The following is a 21328-nucleotide window of genomic DNA, read 5'->3' on the forward strand; positions in this document are numbered from 1 at the left end:
CCTTAACCACAAATACAATGTGAGGACTTTCAGCTTGGGTAATCTTTCCATCCGCACCAAATTGCTCGCTCTGTTTTTTATCGCCACATTCGCCACTCTGGCTATTATCGGCATGAGTATTTACTCATCGCTCGAACTGACTGACATGGAAGTGGCGCAGGCTCAGGATCTGATGCTCGAAGGGCAACAGGAGAAAATCAAGGTTGCCACGGATTCCATGGCTGTCGCTTTATCCACAGCTGTTGCCGATGAACCGGATGAACAGGGGAAAATAGAAATTTTCCGAAAGATGATCAAGGAAGTGTTCTTTGAAGAAGATTCATCCGGTTATTATTTCATCTATAGGGATACCACTAATGTGGCCCATCCGGTCAAACCCGCACTCCACGGGAAGGATCTAAATAATCTCAAAGGCAAGGACGGCGTGTATTCGGTTCGGGAACTGGCACGTGTGGCCAAGTCCGGTGGCGGTTTTGTCCACTTTACCTGGGATAAACCAGGCAAGGACAGCCCCATGCCGAAGCTTGGTTATTCCACTATGATCCCCGGTACCCGGTATTGGATCGGGACGGGTGTCTACGTAGATAATATTGAGGACAAGGCCGCTGATATCCGTCAGGAAATGGTTAACGAGAATAACAGAAACATCCTCTTTCAGGTCGGGGCTGCCGCAGTCTTGTTCCTGCTTCTTCTCCTCCCCATGAGCTTGGTTATTTCCCGCAATATCATCAATCCTATTCTCAAGACCAAGATTGCCGCTCAGAAAATAGCTTCGGGTGATCTTGACGTTATGCTGGTGGCGGAAAACAGGGATGAAATAGGAGAACTGCAACAGGCTCTGTCCGTTATGGCCGAATCCTTGCGTGCGAATATTGATGAGATGACCCGAAAGGAGCAGGAAACTGCCCGTAAGGCCGAAGAGGCTCAGCGAGCCAGCGAGGAAGCCTGTTCTGCCAATGACACCGCCGAAGCAAAGACGGCCGAATTACTCGAAGCTGCGGAACAGCTTGATCGTGTTGTGGATTCGGTCACTGCTGCTTCAGAGCATCTCATGCTTCAGATTGAACAATCCAGTGTCGGAGCCGAAGAACAGGCAAAACGGGTGGATGAAACCGCGACGGCCATGGAAGAAATGAACGCCACGGTTCTGGGCGTGGCGCACAATGCCGCCAGTGCTGCGGAAGCCGTGGACAAGACGCAGACCATGGCGGAGCAGGGGGCTGATGTGGTGAATCGAGCCGTTGTCGGTATCGAGGAGATCGCTGGCCAGTCAAAGACCCTCATGGACGATATGAGCCAATTGGGCACTCAGGCCGAGGGGATTGGGCAGATCCTGAATGTTATCAATGATATTGCCGATCAGACGAATTTGTTGGCCCTGAATGCCGCCATTGAGGCGGCGAGGGCGGGTGAGGCCGGGCGCGGGTTTGCCGTGGTTGCCGATGAAGTCCGCAAACTGGCGGAAAAGACCATGGCGGCGACCAGCGATGTCGCCAATGCCATCAAATCCATTCAGGATGGAACCCGCAAGAATATCGATAATACAATCAAATCTGTGGACACTATCAGTCAGGTCACGGAATTGGCCACTGCTTCCGGTGAGTCTCTCAGGGAGATTGTTTCCCTGGTCAGTGATGCCACCATGCAGGTTCAGTCCATTGCCGCTGCGGCTGAGCAGCAATCCGCCGCCAGTGAGGAAATCAGTCGGAGTATCGTTGATATCAACGAAATATCCGGTGAAACATCCAAGGCGATGACATCGTCCCGTCAAGTTGTCTCTGACCTGACTGACCAGATCAGAACTTTGAGCGCGCTGACCGAGAGGATGAAAGCATAGGCCGTGTTGAGAGAGGGTAATGACATTCCTGTATCCAAGCTGCCTCTTTTCTGATGCCGTGTTGTCGGCTGGGGGAAAGCTTTTTATATCTTTCTTCAGAGGATTTTTCTGTCCTCAACCGGAACTTGCGGCCATAAACGTAACGGTGACTCCCCACCTCAAGTGACCATTTCAGATTCCGCCCTGGACATGGGCATAGCCAGATCGACTTCGCACGCGCGGTAGAATGGAAGACAAATGCAAGATATCAGAAAATTCATTTCCGGGTTCAATAACTTTCGAAACACATATTTTTGCTGTGAAAATTCACCCTTTGAAGCTTTGAGACAAGGTCAGAATCCCAGGACCATGGTCATTGCCTGTAGTGATTCTCGGACCGATCCTTCCCTGATTATGCAATGTGGTCCCGGCGAAATATTCGTGGTTCGCAATGTCGCCAATATAGTGCCTCCCTACGAAGCCGATTCCGGTTTTCATGGTGTGTCATCGGCCATAGAATATGCTGTCAAGGCACTGAAAGTCGCCAATATCATCGTGCTCGGCCATAGCGGGTGCGGCGGTATTGATGCGCTTATGCATGGAACTGCTGTCAATAATACGGAGTTTATCGATAAATGGCTTTCCGTGATGAATCCCGTGCGAGACGAAGTGCTGGGCCATTTCGGTGAGGTTCACAAAAAATCGTGTACGGCCTGTGAAATGGCTGGGATATTGGCTTCGGTCAGGAATTTGATGACTTTCCCGTGGATTGCCAGACGGGTTGATGCCGGGGAACTCGATCTCCACGGATGGTATTTTGATATGGAGACAGGAGAGCTGTTGGGGTATCATCCTGATTCCAAGGCCTTTGAGTCGCTTTCCTTTCTCGGTCACGAGTCGGAGGACTCAGGCGAAGAGCAAGCAAAGATGATCTGATCTCGATTCAGGGTGGAGATCGTCTCCGTGTCTCTTCCTGTGTCTTCACAGGAGTTGAAATGCCTATAATTGGTTTGAATTATCCAATAAAAAAGGGCCGTATACCTCATAGAGGATACGGCCCGAGTCTTGTGTATGCCGAGAGTTCAGGCAAGGAACACGTCTTTGTTATCTGCCGCGTCCTTCGTAGGTATTATTTTCGATTTTGATTCGCATGACACGCTCGATGGCGCGTATTTGCATCTTATCATCACGAGTGACGAAGCTGACAGCCTGTCCTGAACGGCCAGCGCGACCGGTTCTTCCGATACGGTGTGTGTACGTTTCCACTGTATCCGGCATATCATAATTGATGACGTGGGATATCCGGTCGCAGTCGATCCCGCGAGCCGCGATATCCGTGGCAACCATGATGTTGAATTGTCCCTGCCGGAAGCCGTTGAGTGCCCGCTGGCGTTGGCTTTGACTCATATTCCCTTGGAGAAAAGTGCTGTCATAACCGTCTTTGTTCAATTTGCGCGACAGGTTCTTGGCCTTATGTTTGGTGCGTGTGAAGATCAGGACACTCTCATGTTCCGCCTTGGAGAGAAGCTTTTCCAGAATATCATTTTTGAGGTGAGTCTGGGTTGTGTAAAAGGCATGGCCGACACTGGTGACAGGGACGGTATTTGCTTCCTGAACCCTTTTGGGGTTCACGAGGATGCCGTCGGCGAGCTTTTTAATGTCGTTGGGCATGGTCGCTGAAAAAAGGAGGTTCTGCCGTTTGTCAGGCAGTTGCGCGAGAATGCGTTTGATGTCGGGAAGGAACCCCATGTCGAGCATGCGGTCTGCTTCATCAAGGACCAGGGTCGTGATGGTATTAAGACGAATGGCACCCCGGTTGATAAGCCGAACAAGGCGGCCCGGACATGCCACAATGACTCGGGATTGGGCAAAGGCCTTGATCTGAGGATTCATGCCCACGCCACCGATGACAACAGCGCTGCGGATGCCGGTCTGCTTGCCGAGTGCAATGAAACTTTCCTGAATTTGCAGGGCCAGTTCCCGAGTCGGGGCGAGGACCAGAACGCGGGGGCTTCCTTTTGGACTACTGTCCTTTAGCAGGTGTTGCAGGATAGGGAGGGCAAAGGCGGCTGTTTTGCCTGTGCCGGTCTGGGCCAGACCCATGACGTCATGCCCTTCAAGCACCACGGGAATGGCGTTGCGCTGGATAGGGGTGGGGGTTTCATAGCCACAGGCTTTGATACCGGCGACAATGCGCTGGTCAAAAGAAAAAGATGAAAAAGTCATATAACCTTCTGGTAATAAAGGGGGAAACTCAACGGCGCGCGACAGCGGTTGGTGGGTCCGGTTTTCCGGGCATTCTATAAATGACTCTGGTACGTGGAATAAATCTTGATTCAGCAGATGCGGAATGGAAGTGCCCAAGTGGGGCTAAGAAGTAATCGTATGTCCAGTCACGCTGAGCGCACTATTTATCCTGCATTTTGTGAAGAAAGTAAAGCGTTAAATCATTCTGTAAAAAACAACTTAATATATTGATTTAATAGTGTCTTCATACAATATACGTTTTCATTCCCCACAAAGGGAAACCGGTACAATTCATTTTTTGTGCTTTTGTACCAGGGGTGTCTGCTCCATAGGGGGGATTCTTCTTTTAGAGATCAGCCATCAGGGTTTCGACCAGGGTACTTCTGTTTTCCAGTTCCGACAGCATTGAATCCAGGGCTGCATATTTGCGTGTCAGCGAAGTCTCCAGGGCATCAAGGCGCTTTTCTTCGTTATAAATGCTGTTGTCGAGATTGGTGATGGTTGATTCGTAGTTATCGATGACAATGGCCAGAGTTCCGGTTTCACCGTCCGTAATATCTTCGAGCAGGTCAGTCAGTTCACCGAGTTTTCCTTGCTTAACACGGACGTCGCCCCCGTGGGTGCCGTCGGTCTGGTCCACTACGGACATGTAGAGACCGGCAGCGTCCCCGGACCCGAGGATTGTCCAGCCATCCGCGCTGATGGAGGCGTCTTCCCCATTGATGGTTGCGGAAATCAGGGTTCCATTTTCCACCGTGTATTCGACATCATAGGTTCCGGCTCCGGTCACGGTATCAATGACCGAAATGACCTGGAGGGCGTCCGTATCCGATTCGCCTACACCGTGCTGGGAAAAGAGATTGCCCACGGCTTCCGGGTCGGTTTCAAGAGCTTCTTCCAACTCGTCTTCATCCAGGACGAGCTGGCCGAATGTGTCGGAGCCTTCATCGGCATCAGTGGAAATACCTATCTGTGACAATGCGTTGTAATAGTCGCCGCCTGTGTCTGAATCATATGCAGAGAACCCCAATGCCCCGGATGAAAGAGTGCTCTTCAGCTCATTGTAAATGATGTCCATGGCGTAGCTGTCAACGGTATATGTCTCATCTTCATCTTCGTCATCATCCGTGACCCGGCCTGTCAATGTCTGAAGATCAAGGATAACCTGATTGACCTCTTCCACAAAGGTCGAAATCTTGTCCATCATGGCGTCGGTATCGTATTCCACAGTAATGCGAACACCGTCATCATCAGTGGTTTCTTTGAGTTCAAAGGTGATGCCATCCACCACGTCATCGATGGAGTTGGTATCTCGTTCGATCCATGCATCTTCATCCGTAGGGAATCCATCCACACGAATCTGGGCATTCTGAGCGGTCTGTGTATTGGTGAAATTAGCGAGGTCAAAGCCGTCAAGATCGCCTGTGTCGGTGATGACGATGTCGTTGTCCGCTCCGGCATCCTCGCCGCTGAGGGTGAAATAGTACTGTTCTCCATCGTAGAGGAGATCTGCTTCCACCAAGCCACGTGCACTGGCACTGGCATTGATGGTATTGACAAGGGTCGAGAGAGTGGCTCCGGCAGCAACGTCGATGGAGATGGTTTCATCGCCGTACGTCAGTTCAAGAGTTGTGGCCGTGGTGGTGACGACTTCATCCTCGGAATCGAAGGCGTTTTCAGTATTGACCCAGACGTCAGTCTGGGCAAGTTGGTTCACGACCAGGGTATGTACTCCTTCGTCGGCTTCACCCGTCAGGTCGACGGTGACCTCATCTCCACTGCTGGTTCCTTCCATTTCGAAGAATTCGTCAGGGTCGTCCATTTCTTCGAGGGTTTCTTCAAGATCTTCCAATTCATCATTAATCTGTTCGAGCAGATCGACAATATATTCGGTTTCCTCAACCTGCGCCTCATAGTCTTCAAGCTGGTAGCTTGCGGCGTCGATGGTGGCATCAATGATTTCCGAAAAATCGGTTCCATTGCCCAGGCCGGAAAAGGAGACTTCTCCCGAAGTGGTGACCGGTTCGTAGGCAGTGACATCGCTGGATAAGGAGGAGACATAACTCATGGTATACTCCTAAAGGTAACTCAGAATGGACATTTCCATGATACTTGCCGAGGAGCTGAGAACTGCCTCATACACATAGTTGGCCTGTTCCAGTTCCACGAGAATCTGGGCGGCATCGGCATCTTCTTCCAGGCTGATGCTGTTGGTGGTAATACTCTGAACCAGGGAGAGAGATGATTCCGTGTAGGTGACCTTGTTTTCACGGGCACCGACATTGGAGATACCTGCTTCATATTGCTCCTGGCAGGAACTGAGGGTCTCAAGGCTTTCTGCGACTGCGTCATAATCTCCCTGCTCCATGTACACGATGCAGTCGCTGATGGTTTCAAAGAGATTCAGCCCTTCGTATGCTTCTCCTGTGGAGGAATCGATACCGCCGAAGAGGGTGCTGCCCACTGTCGTCATATCCACATCCGAGCTTTGAGAAATATCGACACTCATCGATGTATCGCTTCCGACATAGTAGAGCGCTTCCCGCACCACGAATTGTGACCCACTGTCATCATCGGCAGCCGTCACCTCCGTGCCCGAAAGCATGTCCACCTGACATGTCCCGAGGTCCAGTTCCGTGTCTCCGGCCGCCAGGGTGCCGGTGATCCAGGTCGCTCCGTTGTCGGTGGAATACTGGTAGTCCAGTTCGTCTGTCCCGATTTCACCGTCCGAAGTGAATTGGACCTCAATGGAGGTGTCTGTCTCGCCCTCGAAACCGGCAAAACTTGCATTGCTCAGACTGTCATTCAGCTGAGTGATGCCGAGACCATATTCATAAGCGTCGGAATCAAGGTCATTTCCGGCAAAGATGGAATCTGACCCCATCTGGGTATTGGCGATGGAAACGAGACTATCGAGATAACTCTCCATTTCCTCAGCCATCATCTGTAATTGTTCTGTGGTGTAGGTCTCGGTCGATGCCTGTTCAGTCAACTCCAGTGCGGCGGTGATGTTTTCACTGCCAACCAGAAGTACCTGGTCGGCCAGGCTGAGATAGTTATTGGCAATATCGCAGTTGTCCACATAGCCGCTCAGGGAGTCCTGATAGGAGGTCAGGTCCATGACCTTGCCCATGCCTGCCGGGTCATCTGAGGGGTTGTTGATCTTCTTTTGGGATGAATTCATCATGTTCAGTGTGGAGACATCACTGAGTGCTGAATTCATGTACTTCAGGGACTGTGAAAAAATCTGGGATGTGCTGATGCGCATAAGATTCTCCCTGGCCTAGACCATGTCCAGAACGGTTTCCATCATGGTTCTGGTGACGGTGATGATTTCTGCCGCGGCCTGGTATGCCTGTTGATACTTGGTGAGATCGATCAGTTCCTCATCCACGCTGACTTCGCTGGCAGAGGCCTGTTGTTCATAAAGATATTCGGCTGATGTGGAGGCATAGGTCGCTTTCAGTTCAGCGGAAGATGCGGCGGAACCGACGCTGGAGACGATGCCTGACAGATAGCCTGCTATGGTTGTCTGCTGATCGCCGACCGTGACGGCTTCCGTGGACAGGGAATAGATGGCAGAGGCCACGGTGTTGTCACCCGAGACCACAGACCCGTCACTACTCACGACTCCCGCATTGATATGGGAGGGGTCATCGGCCACATAACTATCCAGTGAGATGGTCGATGCATCCGTGCCCGTGAAGTATGTATTGACGCCGAGGGCTGCCATGAGATTGGTGGAGTCGCCCGCTATTTCAAACGTCATGTCCGTGTCGGACGACAGTTGTATGAAGCCATCCGCATCGACTGAAGCAGTGAGTTCGCCGCCGAAAGCGGTGTTGATGTCGGCAATGATATCGTCCAGCGAATCCGTGGATGCATCATAGCTGATAATGGCTGAGGTGGAGACTTCGCCATCCGAATCGTAGGTGATCAATTCCAGGTCGCCGGATTCTATCTTGTCTGCGAAATCCAGGCCGCTATTAGAGAGCAGGGCGGAAGAATCTTCCACTGCATAGCTGCCGGTGAGTCCGGTGTGCCCTTCCAGTCCTGCGCCTGTGGCGTGGGCGGAGTTGACTTCCCAGATGATTGCTTCGGCAAAATCATCAAGGGCGTCCATGGTTTCACTGACCGCATCGTCGCGGGTGGTATAGAGTCCGGCCAGGGTACCGCTGGCGACTCTGCCGGAGACATCGTCACCGCTTTCATCGGTCAGCGGAGTGATATTGACCTCAGTCCCGTCTGCTTTTTCGTAATACAGACCGGTTTTGGCAACGACACTATATCGGTCGCCCACTTCATGGTCGCCAGAGCCGTCAAACCAGATCTCCACCCCTTCGATTTCCACGGAACCGCTTTCATCATCGGCAGTATAGAGCATAGTGTCGCCATTCTCATCTTCGACCCAGGTCGAGCCGCCGTCGAGGGAAACTTTGAACTGTGCCGTGCCGTCTGTTCCCGAGGAGACGAATTCCAGTAGAATCTCTTCGCTCGAATCCCCTGAATATTGGATTTCCCCGTCATAGGTGGATGTATCCATGAGTGATTCGGTGGTTCGCTCCGATCCATAGGTGAGGTAATGAGTTTCAGTCCCGTCTACCAAGTTGTAACCCTCCTCGGTCAGGACCGTGACCTGGCCATTTGACTGTTCAATGGTATCGACTCCGAGGATGTCGTTCAGGTCCCGGATCATCTGGGTTCGATCCGAGATGAGCTGGTTGTCATCCGGGTTGGCAGCGATGGCTTCGTTGGCTGCAGCAATGTCGTCGATGAGCTGGTTGGCAGCATCCACTTCGCTCTGGATTTCCGTATTGATCGAGTCCACGGCGTTTTGGAGTTCTTCCTGGGTGGAAGTGATGCCGTAGATAAGGCTTTCGGTATCACCGAGCAGGGCTTCGCGTGCCGACAGGGAGTCGGGATCAGTCACGAGTTCGTTCCATGAATCCCAGAATTCGGACAAGGTGTCGTTGAGGCCGCCGTCCGTCTGGTCCAGCAGGGAGTCGAGTTGAGAGAGGTAGGTCAATGAGGAATTGTACCGTGTCAGATCGGCGGATGCGTCAAGATATTGTGCCTCCACATATTTATCCAATTGGGATTGGATGGATGTGATCTCGGCTCCTGTACCGACGGTCAATCCATACAGGGTGATGGAATCCCCTGTTTCGTATGTGACACTCGTCCGCTGGTAGCCTGCGGTATCCGCGTTCGCAATGTTGTTCGATGCATTGGCAATCGAAACCTGGGCATTGTTCAGCGCGTTGAGTCCGAGATTATAGAGGTTGTTGATCATGACGATCCTCCGTTCAGCCTATCGATTATCGCTTCATGCTGATGACTGTGGACAACAGGGTGTCTGCCGTAGTCACGATCTTCGAGTTGGCCTGGTAGGCAGCCTGAATGATGATCAGGTTTGTCAGCTCGGTGGCCGTGTCCACGTTGGACATTTCCAGGGAATTGGAAGCAAGGGTCCCGAATGAGGACGAGCCTGCGGTGCCGATGAATGCTTGTCCGGATTCCGCTGTGGCGGAATACAGGTTGCCACCCTCGGCGTTGAGCCCCTGCGTATTGGTGAAGTCTGCCAGGGCAAAGGAATAGAGATCCTGGGTCTGGCCATTGGAGTAGGAACCTGACAAGACGCCATTCTCGTCGATGCCGACATCAAGGAGTACGCCCGGAGCGTATCCGTCCTGAGTCAGTGTGTAGGTCGCAGAGCTGGAAGTTGTGCTTGTGGTGGCCCCTGTGGCCAGGACGCTTGTATTGAAAGAGGGGAGGTCGGCCGTGGTCGTGGTGGTACTCATATCGTCAAGCGAATCAATTCCGCCCGAGGTATCCCAGCCCGTTCCCGTGGCGTAATCCGAATTGGATATTCCCAGGTCGAGTGAAATGACCTGATCCTCGTCTGCGCCGGTGAAGTTTGCGGAAAATACCGGGAGACCGTCGTTGTCGAATTCAGCCAGTACCCAGTTTTCCTCGGCCATGGGGTCTGTAGTGTCCGTGGGAGTATCTGAGAGGGTGAATGCGGTCATGGATGTCATGTCGCCGGACGTGCTGAAAGTGATGGTTCCGGCCATGAGCAGTCCCGCACCGCTGGTGGTGCTCATCTCCGTACCTTCAAAGTCGCGCATGTCTTCACTGGCATCACATGTCACCAGATATTCCCAGGCAATGGTTCCGTCATCGGTCTCGACCGGGTCGAAATAGACTGTGATATCATGGGCCGCACCATTTTCGTCGTAGACGGTCATGCTGGAGGAATATGCGTAGCGCGAATCTTCCAGTGCGGTATCGGCGGTGCCGTCATAGATATTGAAGAGTGATGCGTATGGGTTCGTGGATGATGTCGTGTTGTCGTCTGACGTGGAATCCAGGTTCAGGGAGAATGCCATTTCAGAAGTCGCCTGGGGCGGAGATTGGGAAGAATCGAGCTGTATGTCCGTGAGTGCGCCCGAAGCCGATCCGTCATCCATGGCCCAGCCCTGGACATGGTTTCCGCTGGAGTCAACCAGGTAGCCTTCGGTATCAAAAGTGAAGTTACCATCACGGGTGTAGTAGGTATTGCCTGTGTCCGGGTCCACGACGATGAAGAATCCCTCTCCATTTACGGCGACATCGGTGGCAGAGTTGGTGGATTCGTATGAACCCTGCGAGTAGTCGGTGTTGACCGAGGAAACTGTGACACCATTCCCGACCTGGTCTGCGCTGCCTCCGGCGTAGACCGTGCTGTAAAAGACATCCTCAAAAGTGATGGAGGAGCTTTTGTAGCCGGTGGTACTGGAGTTGGCGAGGTTGTTACTGACCACCGAGGTGGCCTCACTCTGGGCGTGAAGACCGGAGATTCCGGCGTACATTGATCCTGTGATACTCATGTCGTTCTCCTTGCGGGTGGTTGGGGTTAGGACGTGGCGTAGGTGACGTTCAGCATGTTCACGGTACGGCCGTCTTCCAGGGTCAGAATGACGCCGTCGTCCGTGTTGCTGAGGCCCGAAACCGTTCCGGTAGTGGTCGTTGTGACATCAATGGTGTCGCCTTCGCTGTTCTCACCGGTCATGATGACGTAGTAGTAACCGTCATCCACATCTTCGCCGTCAGAGTCGGTTCCGTCCCAATCCAGTTCATAGGACCCCGCATCCACATTGGAGTAAGTCAGGGTCTGGACAATGTTGCCGCTTGAATCGTAGATGTCGGCGGTCAGTGTCTCGGCATCTTCGGTGGTTTCGAAATAAAGGTCGGAGAGGTCTTCGCCGGACTTGCTGAGTGTGTAACCTTCGGCTGTGACTTCCATGCCGATGTAATTGAGGGCGGTGGTCATGCTGGCCGAGGAGATTGTCTCCGTCATGCTTTCCAATTGGTCATTCATCTCGGTGAGCTGCTCCAGCTGGGAGTACTGGGTCATCTGGTCGACCATCTGCGAGTTGTCCACAGGCTCGGTCGGGTCCTGATATTCCAGTTCAGCCAGGAGCAACGTGATGAAATCATCAGAGGTCAACGACGTGCTGGAGTCACTGGTGGTTGTGGTGGTCTCCGTGGTCGCCGTGGTCAGCGAATCATAATAGCTGGTGGTTTCGACGGTCATGAGACTTTCCTCCTCGTCTCTGTGGTGTCTTGAGCTGTTTCAGGTTTCTGCTGATCAGGGGACGTTGATGCTGCCCCGTAGTGTTCACGCAGCCTGGCCAGAGCCTGGAACTTGATGCTGCGAACTGTCCTGCTGGTAATGTTCAGGGCGGACGCTATTTCACTTGTGACCATTCCATCCTTGAAGAAGAGGGTGATCACTTCAGCTTGCCTTTCAGTCAGCACATCTGCCGGAAGGCTGAAAAGAGTCGCATCAACGCTTCCTTCAGTTTCGAGGGCACCGGCATCACCAAGTATTTCGTCCATGAAACGCATCTTCTTTCTGTAAAAGTCGATGACAGTGGTGCGGCAGATGATGTTCAACCATGTTATGAAAGAGCTTTTTTCCCGGTCATACTTTGACAAGTAGTCGTTCTTAAAAATTTTGAGCGCAATGTCCTGGTAGATGTCGTCAACTTCAGTGTTGTTTAGGCGAATATTCTTTACCTTGATGAAGTTGTTGATGAGCTTGAAGATCAGTTTTGAGTGCTCTTTGAATAAAACATCATATGTGATTCCATCTGATGTTCTTTGTGATTCAATTAATGTGTTACTCATTTTCGACCTCCTGCATTGAAAATGAGCAAGGTGCATACCTGTTCGCATTAGCGTTGCATTAATTATTGTTAGCAAAACTGTTGAGAACATTGACGGAGACTTCGTTTTATGAAGACCCTTCTGAATGTCGATGAGCGAAGTTTAATAAAACTTAATGAAGAGAGGGTGTTGTCCGAGGTGTCTGAAGAAGATGAAAAGTGCAGGGCATTTTTTTCCCTCTCAAGTGAAAAAAAATGAAACTTGATCGTGAATCCAAGCGATTACATTAGAAGAGGCCAGCCAGGGACGGGTCCGAGGCCGGCCTTCTTCGTTCAAGTTTTGTCCTGTGATCGTTTAGCCGATCAGAGAGAGGGCCATCTGAGGCAGTGAGTTTGCCTGTGACAGCATGGACACGGCGGACTGCGTGATAATCTGCTGCTTGGTGTACTCTGTCATCTCAGTGGCAACGTCTACGTCAGAGATCTGGGATTCTGCGGCCTGCAGGTTCTCTGCCTGGATTTCCAGGTTGGAGACGGTCGCGGAAAGCCTGTTTTGCATGGCGCCGAGATTGGCACGGACCTTATCCTTGGAAACAATGGCGGCATCCAGGGCTTCGAGCGAGGCCTCAGCCAGTTCCTGGGTGGAGACCGTTGCACCGGCACCGGTTCCGGATCCCAATCCGAGGCCGAGGGCAGAAGCCGTGCAGGTATCGACAGAGATGTCGTACTTGTCTTCCGCCTCGTCGTTACCGGTTCCGAAGTGAATGGTCACTCCATCGCCGGACAGGTTACCGTTGAGCAGGTAAATCCCGTTGAAGTCCGTGGCGTTGGCGATACGGGTAATCTCCGAAGCCATTGCCTGGTACTCGGAATCGATGATCAGGCGCTGGTCAGAGGTGTATGTACCGGTGGCCGCCTGTTCTGCCAGTTCCTTCATGCGAATGAGCTTTTCATCAACCACGGAAAGTGCTCCGTCCGCGGTCTGGATCATGGAAATACCATCGTTGGCATTCCTGACCCCCTGGTTGATGGTCGAAACATCCGAGCGCATGAGCTCGCGTACCGCCAGACCTGCAGCATCGTCTGATGCGCTGTTGACGCGAAGGCCTGAAGACAGACGTTCGGTGGACGTACTCAAAGCGCTGTAAGACGTGTTGAGGTTACGAGCGGCGGTGTTTGCCATTAAGTTGTTGTTAACTACGAGTGACATGATTTCCTCCTTGAAGGGTTATGCTTCCTTGCATTTTCTTCATTCACATCGAACAAAGAACCTATCTGCACACTTATACGGAGGAGGACACACAAAACGTTTATGTAGGAAAAAAGTTCCCTGCATGAAACTTGCATTAAAAACTTAGTCTGATGCAGTGAAAATTAATGTTTCTTAATGCAATTAATAAAAATTAACATTAAATTCGTTCCACAGTGTGTTCTTAACATTTACAGTATTTGTAAAAGGAGAAAGTAATGAATGAACTTCTGCTCATTGATGATGATCCTGAGTTGGCTGAACTTTTGAGTTCATATCTTGACGGAGAAGGCTTCAGTCTGGATGCTGCCACAACGGGTGATGCCGGATTGAAGAAGGCCGAAGAAGGAGATTATGAACTCATTCTTCTTGATGTCATGCTTCCGGATACGAGCGGGTTCAATGTGCTGACCCAGTTACGTGCCATCTCCAATGTCCCGGTCATCATGCTGACAGGACGGGGGGAAGAGATTGACAGGGTCGTCGGTTTGGAAATGGGGGCGGATGATTACGTCTCGAAACCGTTCCAACTGCGCGAACTGCTGGCCCGGACACGGGCTGTGCTGCGGCGGTATTCTCCTCATCTCGCAGAGGATGATGAAGTCAAATCCGTCTCCCCCAAAAAGAAAGTCGAGCTTGGTGATTTGGTCATAGACCGCAATGCCCGGCACATGACTATAGAAGGAAGCCCGGTTCATTTGACTTCCACTGAATATGATATCTTGGAAATGCTTGCCTTGAACAGGGGGAGCGTGGTCGAACGCAACAATCTCATGGAGAGGGCGCTTGGGCGTGGTGAGGACTTCGATGACTATGTCCTCAACGTACACATGAGCAACCTTCGTAAAAAATTGGGTAATAATGTCAGCATCAAGACCATTCGTGGTCGGGGGTATTTGCTTGCAGTTCCACAGTAACGCGAAGGTTTGGGATGCGACGGGCGCGGTGGCCCTGATCATTGTCGCGTTTTTATTCCTCCTTCCCTGCCCGGTCCGGGCGCAAGACAGTGAAACCTTAGCCTCCCTCGGTCTTGAAGAGCTGATGGATGTCGAGATTGTCACGACTTCGCGCAGAGCCGAGCCACTCTCTCAGGTGGCCGGTGCCGTCACTGTTCTCAACGAAGAAGATATCTTCCGCTCCGGGGCCACCTCGCTTCCGGAAGTCCTCCGGCTGGTCCCCGGTGTCCATGTCGCCCAGATGGACACGGATAAATGGGCTATCGGTATCCGTGGATTCAACGGTATCCTCAGCAACAAACATCTGGTCATGATCGATGGTCGCCCCATCACCTCTCCGGCTACAGCCGGTGTGGACTGGGGCAACTCCATTCCTGTGAACATGATCAAGCGCATCGAAGTGGTTCGCGGTGTATGGGCGCATTTGTGGGGGGCGGATTCCTTTACGGGGGTCATCAATATTATCACCAAGACCGCCGAGGAAACCCAGGGCGGCCAAAGTGTCACCGTTGCCGGGTCCACCGGGGTGGAGCAGAATCTGCGTTTTGGTGGTGCCATGGGCGACATCGGGCATTTTTCACTTTATTCCCAGGTTGGCTATACAAGTGGCAACTGGATTGATGGTGATGACGCAAAGGCCTCCAGTGACTGGCTCAAGAAGCAGTTCGGATTTCGCATGGATTGGGAAAATGCTTTCACGGATGCCCTTTCTTTTCAGGGAAATCTGTCCACCTCCAGCATCATGGATGGCGATTCCGGTTCACCACATGTTTTTGATCGGCGCAAAAGGGAAGATGCCAGCGGATACGGTCAGTTTACCTGGAATCGTGCCACCGGGCTGGATGCAGGTATTTCCCTCAGAACCTCCTTCACCAGAGAGCATGCGAATGTGGATGATCTGGAAGGTGGGACCAATATTATCGAAGTTGAAGTGCAGCATGCCATGGAGACTTTCGGTGTCCATAGACTGACATGGGGGGTTGGGAGCCGATATTACTGGGATAATATTCGTGCCGGGGAAAAAACGAGTATCGGGCAGGAGCGTCGTTATGTCTTTATGTCCAATGCGTTTGCTCAGGACAGGATAACCTTGATGCCCGAAAGCCTGTATCTCATTCTCGGGACCAAGTTTGATTATTTCGGGGAAACGCCGGTGGAAATCCAGCCCACTATCCGTTTGTTGCACACCCGTCTTAATGAAGAGTACTGGATGGCGGTTTCACGGGCAGTCCGGGCTGATACTCGCTGGCAGCGAAGCGGCACATATAAGACCATGTACAACGGGACGATGTACACGGTAAAACAACCTGATTCCCTGACAACGGAAAAACTTATGGCCTATGAAGCGGGATATCGGCGGCGAATTTCCGAGACATTGGGCCTGGATGTTTCACTTTACATCAATGATTATGATGAATTGGCCATGCTGGAATTCGACAGTGCGACCAATACCGCATCCCTGAGCAATTCACTGAAAGGGACTGCGTACGGCATGGAAACCCAGCTTCGGTGGCAGGTGACGGATCAACTGGAACTGCGGCCTTCCATCAGTGCCATTTACCAGAACTTGTACAGTCTCGACTCCAATCCCGTGGGAGATTCCATGCCAGAGGAAGGAATAATCGGCGAAGTCAAGATGCAGGCTTTGACCAAGCCTGTGGAAAATGTCGGACTTGATGTGCTTGTCGGCTATGTTGACGCTCCCACGGAAAGAAATATTCCGGGCTATCTCACCCTTGAGGTTCATTCGTCCTGGCGGGCATCGGACAGACTCATGTTCGAATTGATCGGCAAAAATCTTGGGGAAGCGACAGAGCAGTATTCCCCCCTCCGCGTCGGGCCCAGTCTCGACCTTCGGGTCACCTGGGAATTCTGATGCGCAGAGTAAAGTCTCTTTTCATAGCGACTTTCCTTTGTGCTGTATTTTTTTTGCCGGGGCATGCACTGGGTGATCATCGTCTGACCGCAAGTCTGCCTCAACTTGAAGCGCTTTATGTCCAGCGGCTTGTCAATTACGTTCGCTGGCCGGGTAACAGTGGCCCGCAACCGGGGCAGTCCTATATTGTGGCGGCAACGGATAGTGCTGTTCTCCGCCCTTTTTTTCCGAAAGAGAGCGGGTTCAAGCTGGTGCAGTGGCCATCGTCTGAATGTCACATACTCCTCATCAACAGGACGCCCGACAGGGAAGCCGCAGCTATTCTCAAACGTGCCAAAGGGTATCCTGTCCTGACTATAGGGACCAGACCGATCAACCTCCACCAGGGGGCGATGATCAACTTCTACATGCAGAGCGGTAAACTCAGAATGCAGGTCAACCCGCAGGCTGCCGACGAAGCGGGACTTTCCATCAGCTCCAGACTCCTGAAACTCGTCAAGATCTACAGAGAGAAGAGCGATGAATAAACGCAGACTGAATCCGTTGGGCCGAAAGATAGTGGCTGCGATATTGGGAACGACCATGCTGTCACTGCTCCTTGCGCTTCTGCTCAATATTTTCCCCATGGTTCACACGTATCGACAGGCTGCCGTGGACAAGGCTGTGAGCTTGGCTGATCTTGTCGCCAATTCTCTCGGTCCGGCCATTGATTTCAACGATGTTGATTCCGCCGATGAAGATCTGCATTCCCTTTCCCTGATTCCCAGTGTCACCGGGGCAGCCGTTTATCTTGAAGGGGGCCATCTTTTTGCTTCGTACGGAGTGGTTCCGACTTTGCCAAAACAGGGAAATCCGGCTGTGAGAACGAGGTTTTCCTCCCTGACAGTCGTCACGGTGATTCCTTCCGTGAGCAGTGGCAATCAATTGGTGATCACGATCAGTCTGGATGATCAATGGAGTATGCTCAAAGGTAACTTTCTGGTCGGAGTGCTTATTTCCCTTGGTGTGTTCTTTTTCAGTTCCAGGCTGGCAGGGCATTTTCGGCGCAAGCTGGCCGGCCCTCTTACGCAACTGACTCGGGTCGTTTCCGATATCTCGCTTGAGCGGGATTATTCTCGCCGCGTTCACTATGACAGTGATGATGAAATTGGCGTGCTCGTGACTGAGTTCAACTCCATGCTTCAGAAAATTCAGGAAAGGGATGCCCGGCTCGATCGCCATCGTGAACATCTGGAGTATCAGGTGGAACAGCGGACCATGCAGTTGCAACTCAAGCAGGATGAATTGGTGCGCAACAATCAGTTGTTACTCAAAGAGATACGCAACAGAATCCAGGCCGAGATGATCCGGGAGGAAGTGGAGCGTATCAACCGCCATGATCTCAAATCCGGGTTAAGCCTGGTTATCGGGTATCCTGAACTGCTGCTTCGTAATGGGGGACTGGACCGGGAGCAGGAAAAAATGGTTCGTCGTATCCGGGCAGCTGGATACAGGATGCTCGACATGATCCGTAACCATTTGAATATGTTCATGATGGAGAAAGGTATTTACTCGCTTCGGCAGGAACGGGTTGATCTTGTCGAGCTTGTGTGTGGTCTCGAGGAGGAATTTGCGCCTTTGCTCAAGAGCCTTGGCATCTCATTGAGTATCGATCTTGACGGATGCCAGGTCGTGGGGGACGAGGAATTTTCCGTAACCGGAGACACCATGCTCATCAGGGCCATGCTCAGAAATCTCATGCAGAATGCCGTGGAAGCTTCAAAAGCGGGCGATACGGTTGGGGTCGAAATGACCGATGGTGTGAAAAAAAGGATTGCCGTGATCAATCCCGGCGAAGTGGATGCAACGGTTCGGCGTCGGTTTTTCGAGAAATATGTGACCCATGGTAAAGAGAACGGCACTGGGCTTGGGACGTATTTTGCCGCGCTGATCGCCAGAACTCATGGTGCGGATATCACCATGAAAACCAGTGGGGTGGATGGAACCAGCGTGACTGTGCTCTTTCGGACTGATCGGGAGCCGAAAGTAAGTGACAGTCCGGATCAAGCCTCACTTTCTGGGTGAGCAGAATATCAGAACGGTTGGTTAGTCCACGCTGTCATGCATGGAGGTTTTGGGGCGTCTACTCAGGGAAGACATCAGCTCTGATGCATCCACGGGTTTGGCAAGATAGTCTGTCATTCCGGCATCAAGGAATATTTCCCTGTCACCATCCATTGCATGGGCGGTGAGGGCGATGATGGGAATCATTTTCTTGGTTTCACCGGCCTTGCCCATTCGTATGGCGCGCGTTGCTTCCAATCCGTCCATCACAGGCATCTGAACATCCATAAGCAATAAATCGTAATCATCCGTGCGAAGCGCTTCCAGCGCCAACTGTCCATTTTCCACTGCCTTGACTCGGTGTCCCTGTTTTTCGAGCAAACGGCATATGGCCAGTCGGTTGACGCGGACGTCCTCAGCCACCAGTATATCAAGATTTCGGGAGTCAGTTTCCTGAAGCTGTTCGTGCTCCGTCGGGGTGGACGCGGCCTGTTCTGTTTGCTGGAAAAGAACGGTAAAATGGATGGTTGTTCCGCCGGAGGCATTGTTTTCAATGGAAAGCGTGCCCCCCATCAACGCGATGAGTTGCTTACAGATGCTTAGGCCCAGTCCAGCTCCTTCATAGCGGCGTGTAGAGCTGGAATCTTCCTGTGTGAAAGGAGTAAAGAGTGTCTTCAGGGTCTCGTCCCGGATGCCTTTCCCCGTGTCGCTGACAGTAAAGAGGACTCGTTCCAATCCTGCCCTGACCCTGGGCAGAAGTTGCGTTTCCAAGGTAATACTGCCTTGAGTGGTGAACTTGAAGGAATTGCCTACGAAATTGGTCAATGTCTGAAGTAGCCGAGCGGAATCACCAATCAGTATCGGGGGAATGGCCGGGTCGAGTTGGACTTGGAGTTTCACGCCAGTCTCTCTGGAAGCTGCCTTGAAGAGGAAGACGATATGATTGATTATTTCAGGGATTTCCAGTGGGGCCGGGCGCAGAGTCAGTTCTCCTGTTTCGATACGGGAAATATCGAGAATGTCACTCAGAAGGCGGGTCAGCCGTTTGCATGATTCAATGGCGATGATCGAGTATTCGCGCTGTTCGTCAGTTTGGCGTGTGGATTCGAGGAGTTGTAGCATCCCCATGATGCCGTTGAGGGGGGTTCGTATCTCGTGGCTCATGTTGGCCAGAAATCGGGTTTTGGCGGTACTCGCTTTTTCCGCTTCATCCTTGGCTGCCATCAACTCTGCTCTGGCACGGTTTTCATGGGTGACATCACGGAAGATACTGAGGGCCATTTGTCTGTCATTGAAGGAAATGAGACTTGTGCTGACCGAGAGTGATCGTGTTTCCCCTCCAGCGGTGATCAGCGGAAGGTCCCTCTGGTTCTCCGGTCCGGCATGAAGCAGTTGTCTGACGGCAAAGGGAACAGTGCCATGGGGAAGGAGGCCATCAAATGACATACCCATCAGGTGTGATCTGGAGATACCGAAAAATATTTCGGCGATCTTGTTTCCCTCAACGATGATCCCGGATTCGAGATCGATGACAAGAATCGGGTCTTTTGTCTTGTCAAATAAAGCCTGATACTTGGCCTCGCTTTCATTGAGCGCTTTTTCCGCACGTTTGCGTCTGGTGATGTCCCGAAATTCCACGACCCGGACCTGCTGTTTTCTGTACGGGACAGCTCGCCCTTCGAGTTGGAGTGGATACTCTCGTCCGTCTTTACGGACTCCAGTGACCTCGTACGCTTTTTCCAGCCCTGAAACAATATTGTGAACCACTGTTTCCCTGTCCTTGGCCGCGACGAGACGCAGGGCGTCCATGCCTCTCAGTTCTTCCTGTGCATATCCCGTGATCTCAGCGAGTTCCTGGTTGCAGTCGAGGATGGTTCCCATGTCATGAATGACGATGCCGCTGAAAGAGGTGTTGTGAATGGAATTGAAGATTCCGCCCTCATCAGAGAAGGTCAGAGGTTTTGTGCCATCATCGGGAGTCTTGCGCAGGATAGTAACATGAAGATTCTTCCCTTCAAAGGACACAGAACTGGTTTGGGTTTTACAGGGGAAGGTGGTGCCATCCTTGCGAAGGGCGACGGTCTCATGCACTTCACCCGAACTCCGTGTGTAGGCTTCCATGGCCTGGGGGCGGTGTGCATGATCAATCCAGTGTCTCCATTCCTGACCCAGCGCTTCGCTTTCGCTGTAGCCGAAAAGTTCTCTAGCTGCCCTGTTCTGGCCTCGACATATGCCGTTTTCAGAAAGGAAAACAGCTTCAAAGGGTGAGTTGTCAATCTTTTCGTAGAGCTGTTTGGCTTCATCTCGCCGATGTTTCTTCCCATGATCTTCATCTTTGTTAATCAACACCCCTGAGATGAAAAGCGGCTTTCCTTCATGGTCGATCTGGATGGTTTTGCCGCTGGCAACGCAGGTGATCCATTGGCCGGAATATGAGATGAGGCGATGTGTACAGTGAAAGCTTTCGGCGCTGCCTTCTTGCAGAGAATGAAGCAGTGTCACAATTTTTTCTCTGTCCTCCGGGTGGACATGGGATGTCCAGAAGGTCATGTCAGAACGAATATCGGCAGGAGGATAGCCCAGTATTTCGGACCAGAGCTGTTCGTAATGAACCTGCCCGGCCTGGGCATTCCAGACCCATGTTCCGAGCCGGCCCTCTTGCATGGCCAACTGGAGAATCTCGCGGCTGGTATGGTTTTTTTCAGGAGCCATGAGTTCTTGTCGAAGAGTTTGCACCTCGCGGAGCAGCTCTTCCCGTGTCTTTTCATGATCGGATTTCATACCCCAACTGTAACATGAGTTGCTGTTCAAAGGGAAATGAAGGACCTCTTTTCCAAGTTATTTTTAGATTATTTTTTGAAGATTCGATATTGATGGTCCATTTTGTTCAATAATTCACGAGTGATCAGTGTAAAAACTGAGTGTATACTCAGTTTTCTTGTTTTTTTTGACATTCAAGTCTGTTGAAAAGTATTAATAAAAAAACTGAGT

At 51.8% G+C, this 21328-nt stretch carries 16 protein-coding genes; 7 read left to right on the top strand and 9 right to left on the bottom strand.

What is annotated here, in order from left to right; translation table 11 throughout:
* The first annotated feature begins 34 nt into the window (after positions 1-34).
* A complete protein-coding gene (locus BN4_RS11350; RefSeq protein WP_015415538.1) occupies positions 35-1837 on the top strand; it encodes a methyl-accepting chemotaxis protein in 1803 nt (600 codons plus the stop codon).
* A gap of 237 nt (positions 1838-2074) precedes the next feature.
* Complete coding sequence (locus BN4_RS11355) at positions 2075-2752, top strand: carbonic anhydrase (protein ID WP_015415539.1); 678 nt, start codon at positions 2075-2077, stop codon at positions 2750-2752.
* 168 nt (positions 2753-2920) lie between these two features.
* Here BN4_RS11355 and BN4_RS11360 read toward each other — a convergent pair whose 3' ends face one another.
* From BN4_RS11360 to BN4_RS11390, 7 genes are all read right to left on the bottom strand, one after another.
* Positions 2921-4042, bottom strand: coding sequence for a DEAD/DEAH box helicase (locus tag BN4_RS11360; protein ID WP_015415540.1), 1122 nt, complete (start codon positions 4040-4042; stop codon positions 2921-2923).
* A 367-nt stretch (positions 4043-4409) separates the two neighbouring features.
* Positions 4410-6131 carry a flagellar filament capping protein FliD gene (gene fliD, locus BN4_RS11365; protein WP_015415541.1) on the bottom strand — a complete coding sequence of 574 codons (1722 nt, stop codon included), beginning with the start codon at positions 6129-6131 and terminating at the stop codon, positions 4410-4412.
* A gap of 9 nt (positions 6132-6140) precedes the next feature.
* Entirely contained in the window at positions 6141-7331 is a 1191-nt protein-coding gene (gene flgL, locus BN4_RS11370) for a flagellar hook-associated protein FlgL (protein ID WP_015415542.1), read from the bottom strand.
* A 15-nt stretch (positions 7332-7346) separates the two neighbouring features.
* Positions 7347-9356 (bottom strand): flagellar hook-associated protein FlgK, encoded by a 2010-nt coding sequence (locus BN4_RS11375; RefSeq protein WP_015415543.1) that lies wholly within the window; start codon positions 9354-9356, stop codon positions 7347-7349.
* Between the two features lie 25 nt (positions 9357-9381).
* Positions 9382-10932 carry a flagellar hook protein FlgE gene (locus BN4_RS11380; RefSeq protein WP_015415544.1) on the bottom strand — a complete coding sequence of 517 codons (1551 nt, stop codon included), beginning with the start codon at positions 10930-10932 and terminating at the stop codon, positions 9382-9384.
* Between the two features lie 26 nt (positions 10933-10958).
* The gene (locus BN4_RS11385) at positions 10959-11639 is read right to left on the bottom strand and encodes a flagellar hook assembly protein FlgD (RefSeq protein ID WP_015415545.1); all 681 of its coding nucleotides are present in this window, start codon (positions 11637-11639) and stop codon (positions 10959-10961) included.
* A complete protein-coding gene (locus tag BN4_RS11390; protein WP_015415546.1) occupies positions 11636-12235 on the bottom strand; it encodes an RNA polymerase sigma factor in 600 nt (199 codons plus the stop codon). The genes BN4_RS11385 and BN4_RS11390 overlap by 4 nt, the downstream gene beginning before the upstream one ends.
* Before the next feature lie 108 nt (positions 12236-12343).
* Between BN4_RS11390 and BN4_RS18240 the strand changes: the two genes are divergently transcribed.
* The gene (locus BN4_RS18240; protein WP_269450393.1) at positions 12344-12472 is read left to right on the top strand and encodes a hypothetical protein; all 129 of its coding nucleotides are present in this window, start codon (positions 12344-12346) and stop codon (positions 12470-12472) included.
* Positions 12473-12568: 96 nt separating this feature from the next.
* Here BN4_RS18240 and BN4_RS11395 read toward each other — a convergent pair whose 3' ends face one another.
* On the bottom strand, positions 12569-13423 hold the full coding sequence (locus BN4_RS11395; RefSeq protein ID WP_015415547.1) for a flagellin N-terminal helical domain-containing protein: 855 nt from the start codon (positions 13421-13423) through the stop codon (positions 12569-12571).
* Positions 13424-13680: 257 nt separating this feature from the next.
* Between BN4_RS11395 and BN4_RS11400 the strand changes: the two genes are divergently transcribed.
* The 4 genes from BN4_RS11400 to BN4_RS11415 are packed head-to-tail and all read left to right on the top strand — an operon-like array spanning position 13681 to position 18358.
* Positions 13681-14379 (top strand): response regulator transcription factor, encoded by a 699-nt coding sequence (locus tag BN4_RS11400; protein ID WP_015415548.1) that lies wholly within the window; start codon positions 13681-13683, stop codon positions 14377-14379.
* A complete protein-coding gene (locus BN4_RS11405; protein ID WP_231856533.1) occupies positions 14363-16294 on the top strand; it encodes a TonB-dependent receptor plug domain-containing protein in 1932 nt (643 codons plus the stop codon). Before BN4_RS11400 ends, BN4_RS11405 begins: the two co-directional genes overlap by 17 nt.
* Complete coding sequence (locus BN4_RS11410; RefSeq protein ID WP_015415550.1) at positions 16294-16821, top strand: YfiR family protein; 528 nt, start codon at positions 16294-16296, stop codon at positions 16819-16821. Before BN4_RS11405 ends, BN4_RS11410 begins: the two co-directional genes overlap by 1 nt.
* Positions 16814-18358: an ATP-binding protein gene (locus tag BN4_RS11415; protein ID WP_015415551.1), complete on the top strand. Its 1545-nt coding sequence runs from the start codon at positions 16814-16816 to the stop codon at positions 18356-18358. Before BN4_RS11410 ends, BN4_RS11415 begins: the two co-directional genes overlap by 8 nt.
* A 21-nt stretch (positions 18359-18379) precedes the next feature.
* On the opposite strand, the gene BN4_RS17250 is transcribed toward BN4_RS11415, so the two are convergent.
* Positions 18380-21118 (bottom strand): PAS domain S-box protein, encoded by a 2739-nt coding sequence (locus BN4_RS17250; protein ID WP_015415552.1) that lies wholly within the window; start codon positions 21116-21118, stop codon positions 18380-18382.
* Between the last annotated feature and the right edge of the window lie 210 nt (positions 21119-21328).

The organism is Pseudodesulfovibrio piezophilus C1TLV30, from assembly GCF_000341895.1.
Classification (GTDB): domain Bacteria; phylum Desulfobacterota; class Desulfovibrionia; order Desulfovibrionales; family Desulfovibrionaceae; genus Pseudodesulfovibrio; species Pseudodesulfovibrio piezophilus.

What these genes read in the sequence shown, in the direction of transcription:
- BN4_RS11355 (WP_015415539.1), top strand. Translation starts at nt 2,075, where the DNA reads ATGCAAGATATCAGAAAATTCATTTCCGGGTTCAATAACTTTCGAAAC.
- BN4_RS11360 (WP_015415540.1), bottom strand. Translation starts at nt 4,042, where the DNA reads ATGACTTTTTCATCTTTTTCTTTTGACCAGCGCATTGTCGCCGGTATC.
- fliD (WP_015415541.1), bottom strand. Translation starts at nt 6,131, where the DNA reads ATGAGTTATGTCTCCTCCTTATCCAGCGATGTCACTGCCTACGAACCG.
- flgL (WP_015415542.1), bottom strand. Translation starts at nt 7,331, where the DNA reads ATGCGCATCAGCACATCCCAGATTTTTTCACAGTCCCTGAAGTACATG.
- BN4_RS11375 (WP_015415543.1), bottom strand. Translation starts at nt 9,356, where the DNA reads ATGATCAACAACCTCTATAATCTCGGACTCAACGCGCTGAACAATGCC.
- BN4_RS11380 (WP_015415544.1), bottom strand. Translation starts at nt 10,932, where the DNA reads ATGAGTATCACAGGATCAATGTACGCCGGAATCTCCGGTCTTCACGCC.
- BN4_RS11385 (WP_015415545.1), bottom strand. Translation starts at nt 11,639, where the DNA reads ATGACCGTCGAAACCACCAGCTATTATGATTCGCTGACCACGGCGACC.
- BN4_RS11390 (WP_015415546.1), bottom strand. Translation starts at nt 12,235, where the DNA reads ATGAGTAACACATTAATTGAATCACAAAGAACATCAGATGGAATCACA.
- BN4_RS18240 (WP_269450393.1), top strand. Translation starts at nt 12,344, where the DNA reads ATGAAGACCCTTCTGAATGTCGATGAGCGAAGTTTAATAAAACTTAAT.
- BN4_RS11395 (WP_015415547.1), bottom strand. Translation starts at nt 13,423, where the DNA reads ATGTCACTCGTAGTTAACAACAACTTAATGGCAAACACCGCCGCTCGT.
- BN4_RS11400 (WP_015415548.1), top strand. Translation starts at nt 13,681, where the DNA reads ATGAATGAACTTCTGCTCATTGATGATGATCCTGAGTTGGCTGAACTT.
- BN4_RS11410 (WP_015415550.1), top strand. Translation starts at nt 16,294, where the DNA reads ATGCGCAGAGTAAAGTCTCTTTTCATAGCGACTTTCCTTTGTGCTGTA.
- BN4_RS11415 (WP_015415551.1), top strand. Translation starts at nt 16,814, where the DNA reads ATGAATAAACGCAGACTGAATCCGTTGGGCCGAAAGATAGTGGCTGCG.
- BN4_RS17250 (WP_015415552.1), bottom strand. Translation starts at nt 21,118, where the DNA reads ATGAAATCCGATCATGAAAAGACACGGGAAGAGCTGCTCCGCGAGGTG.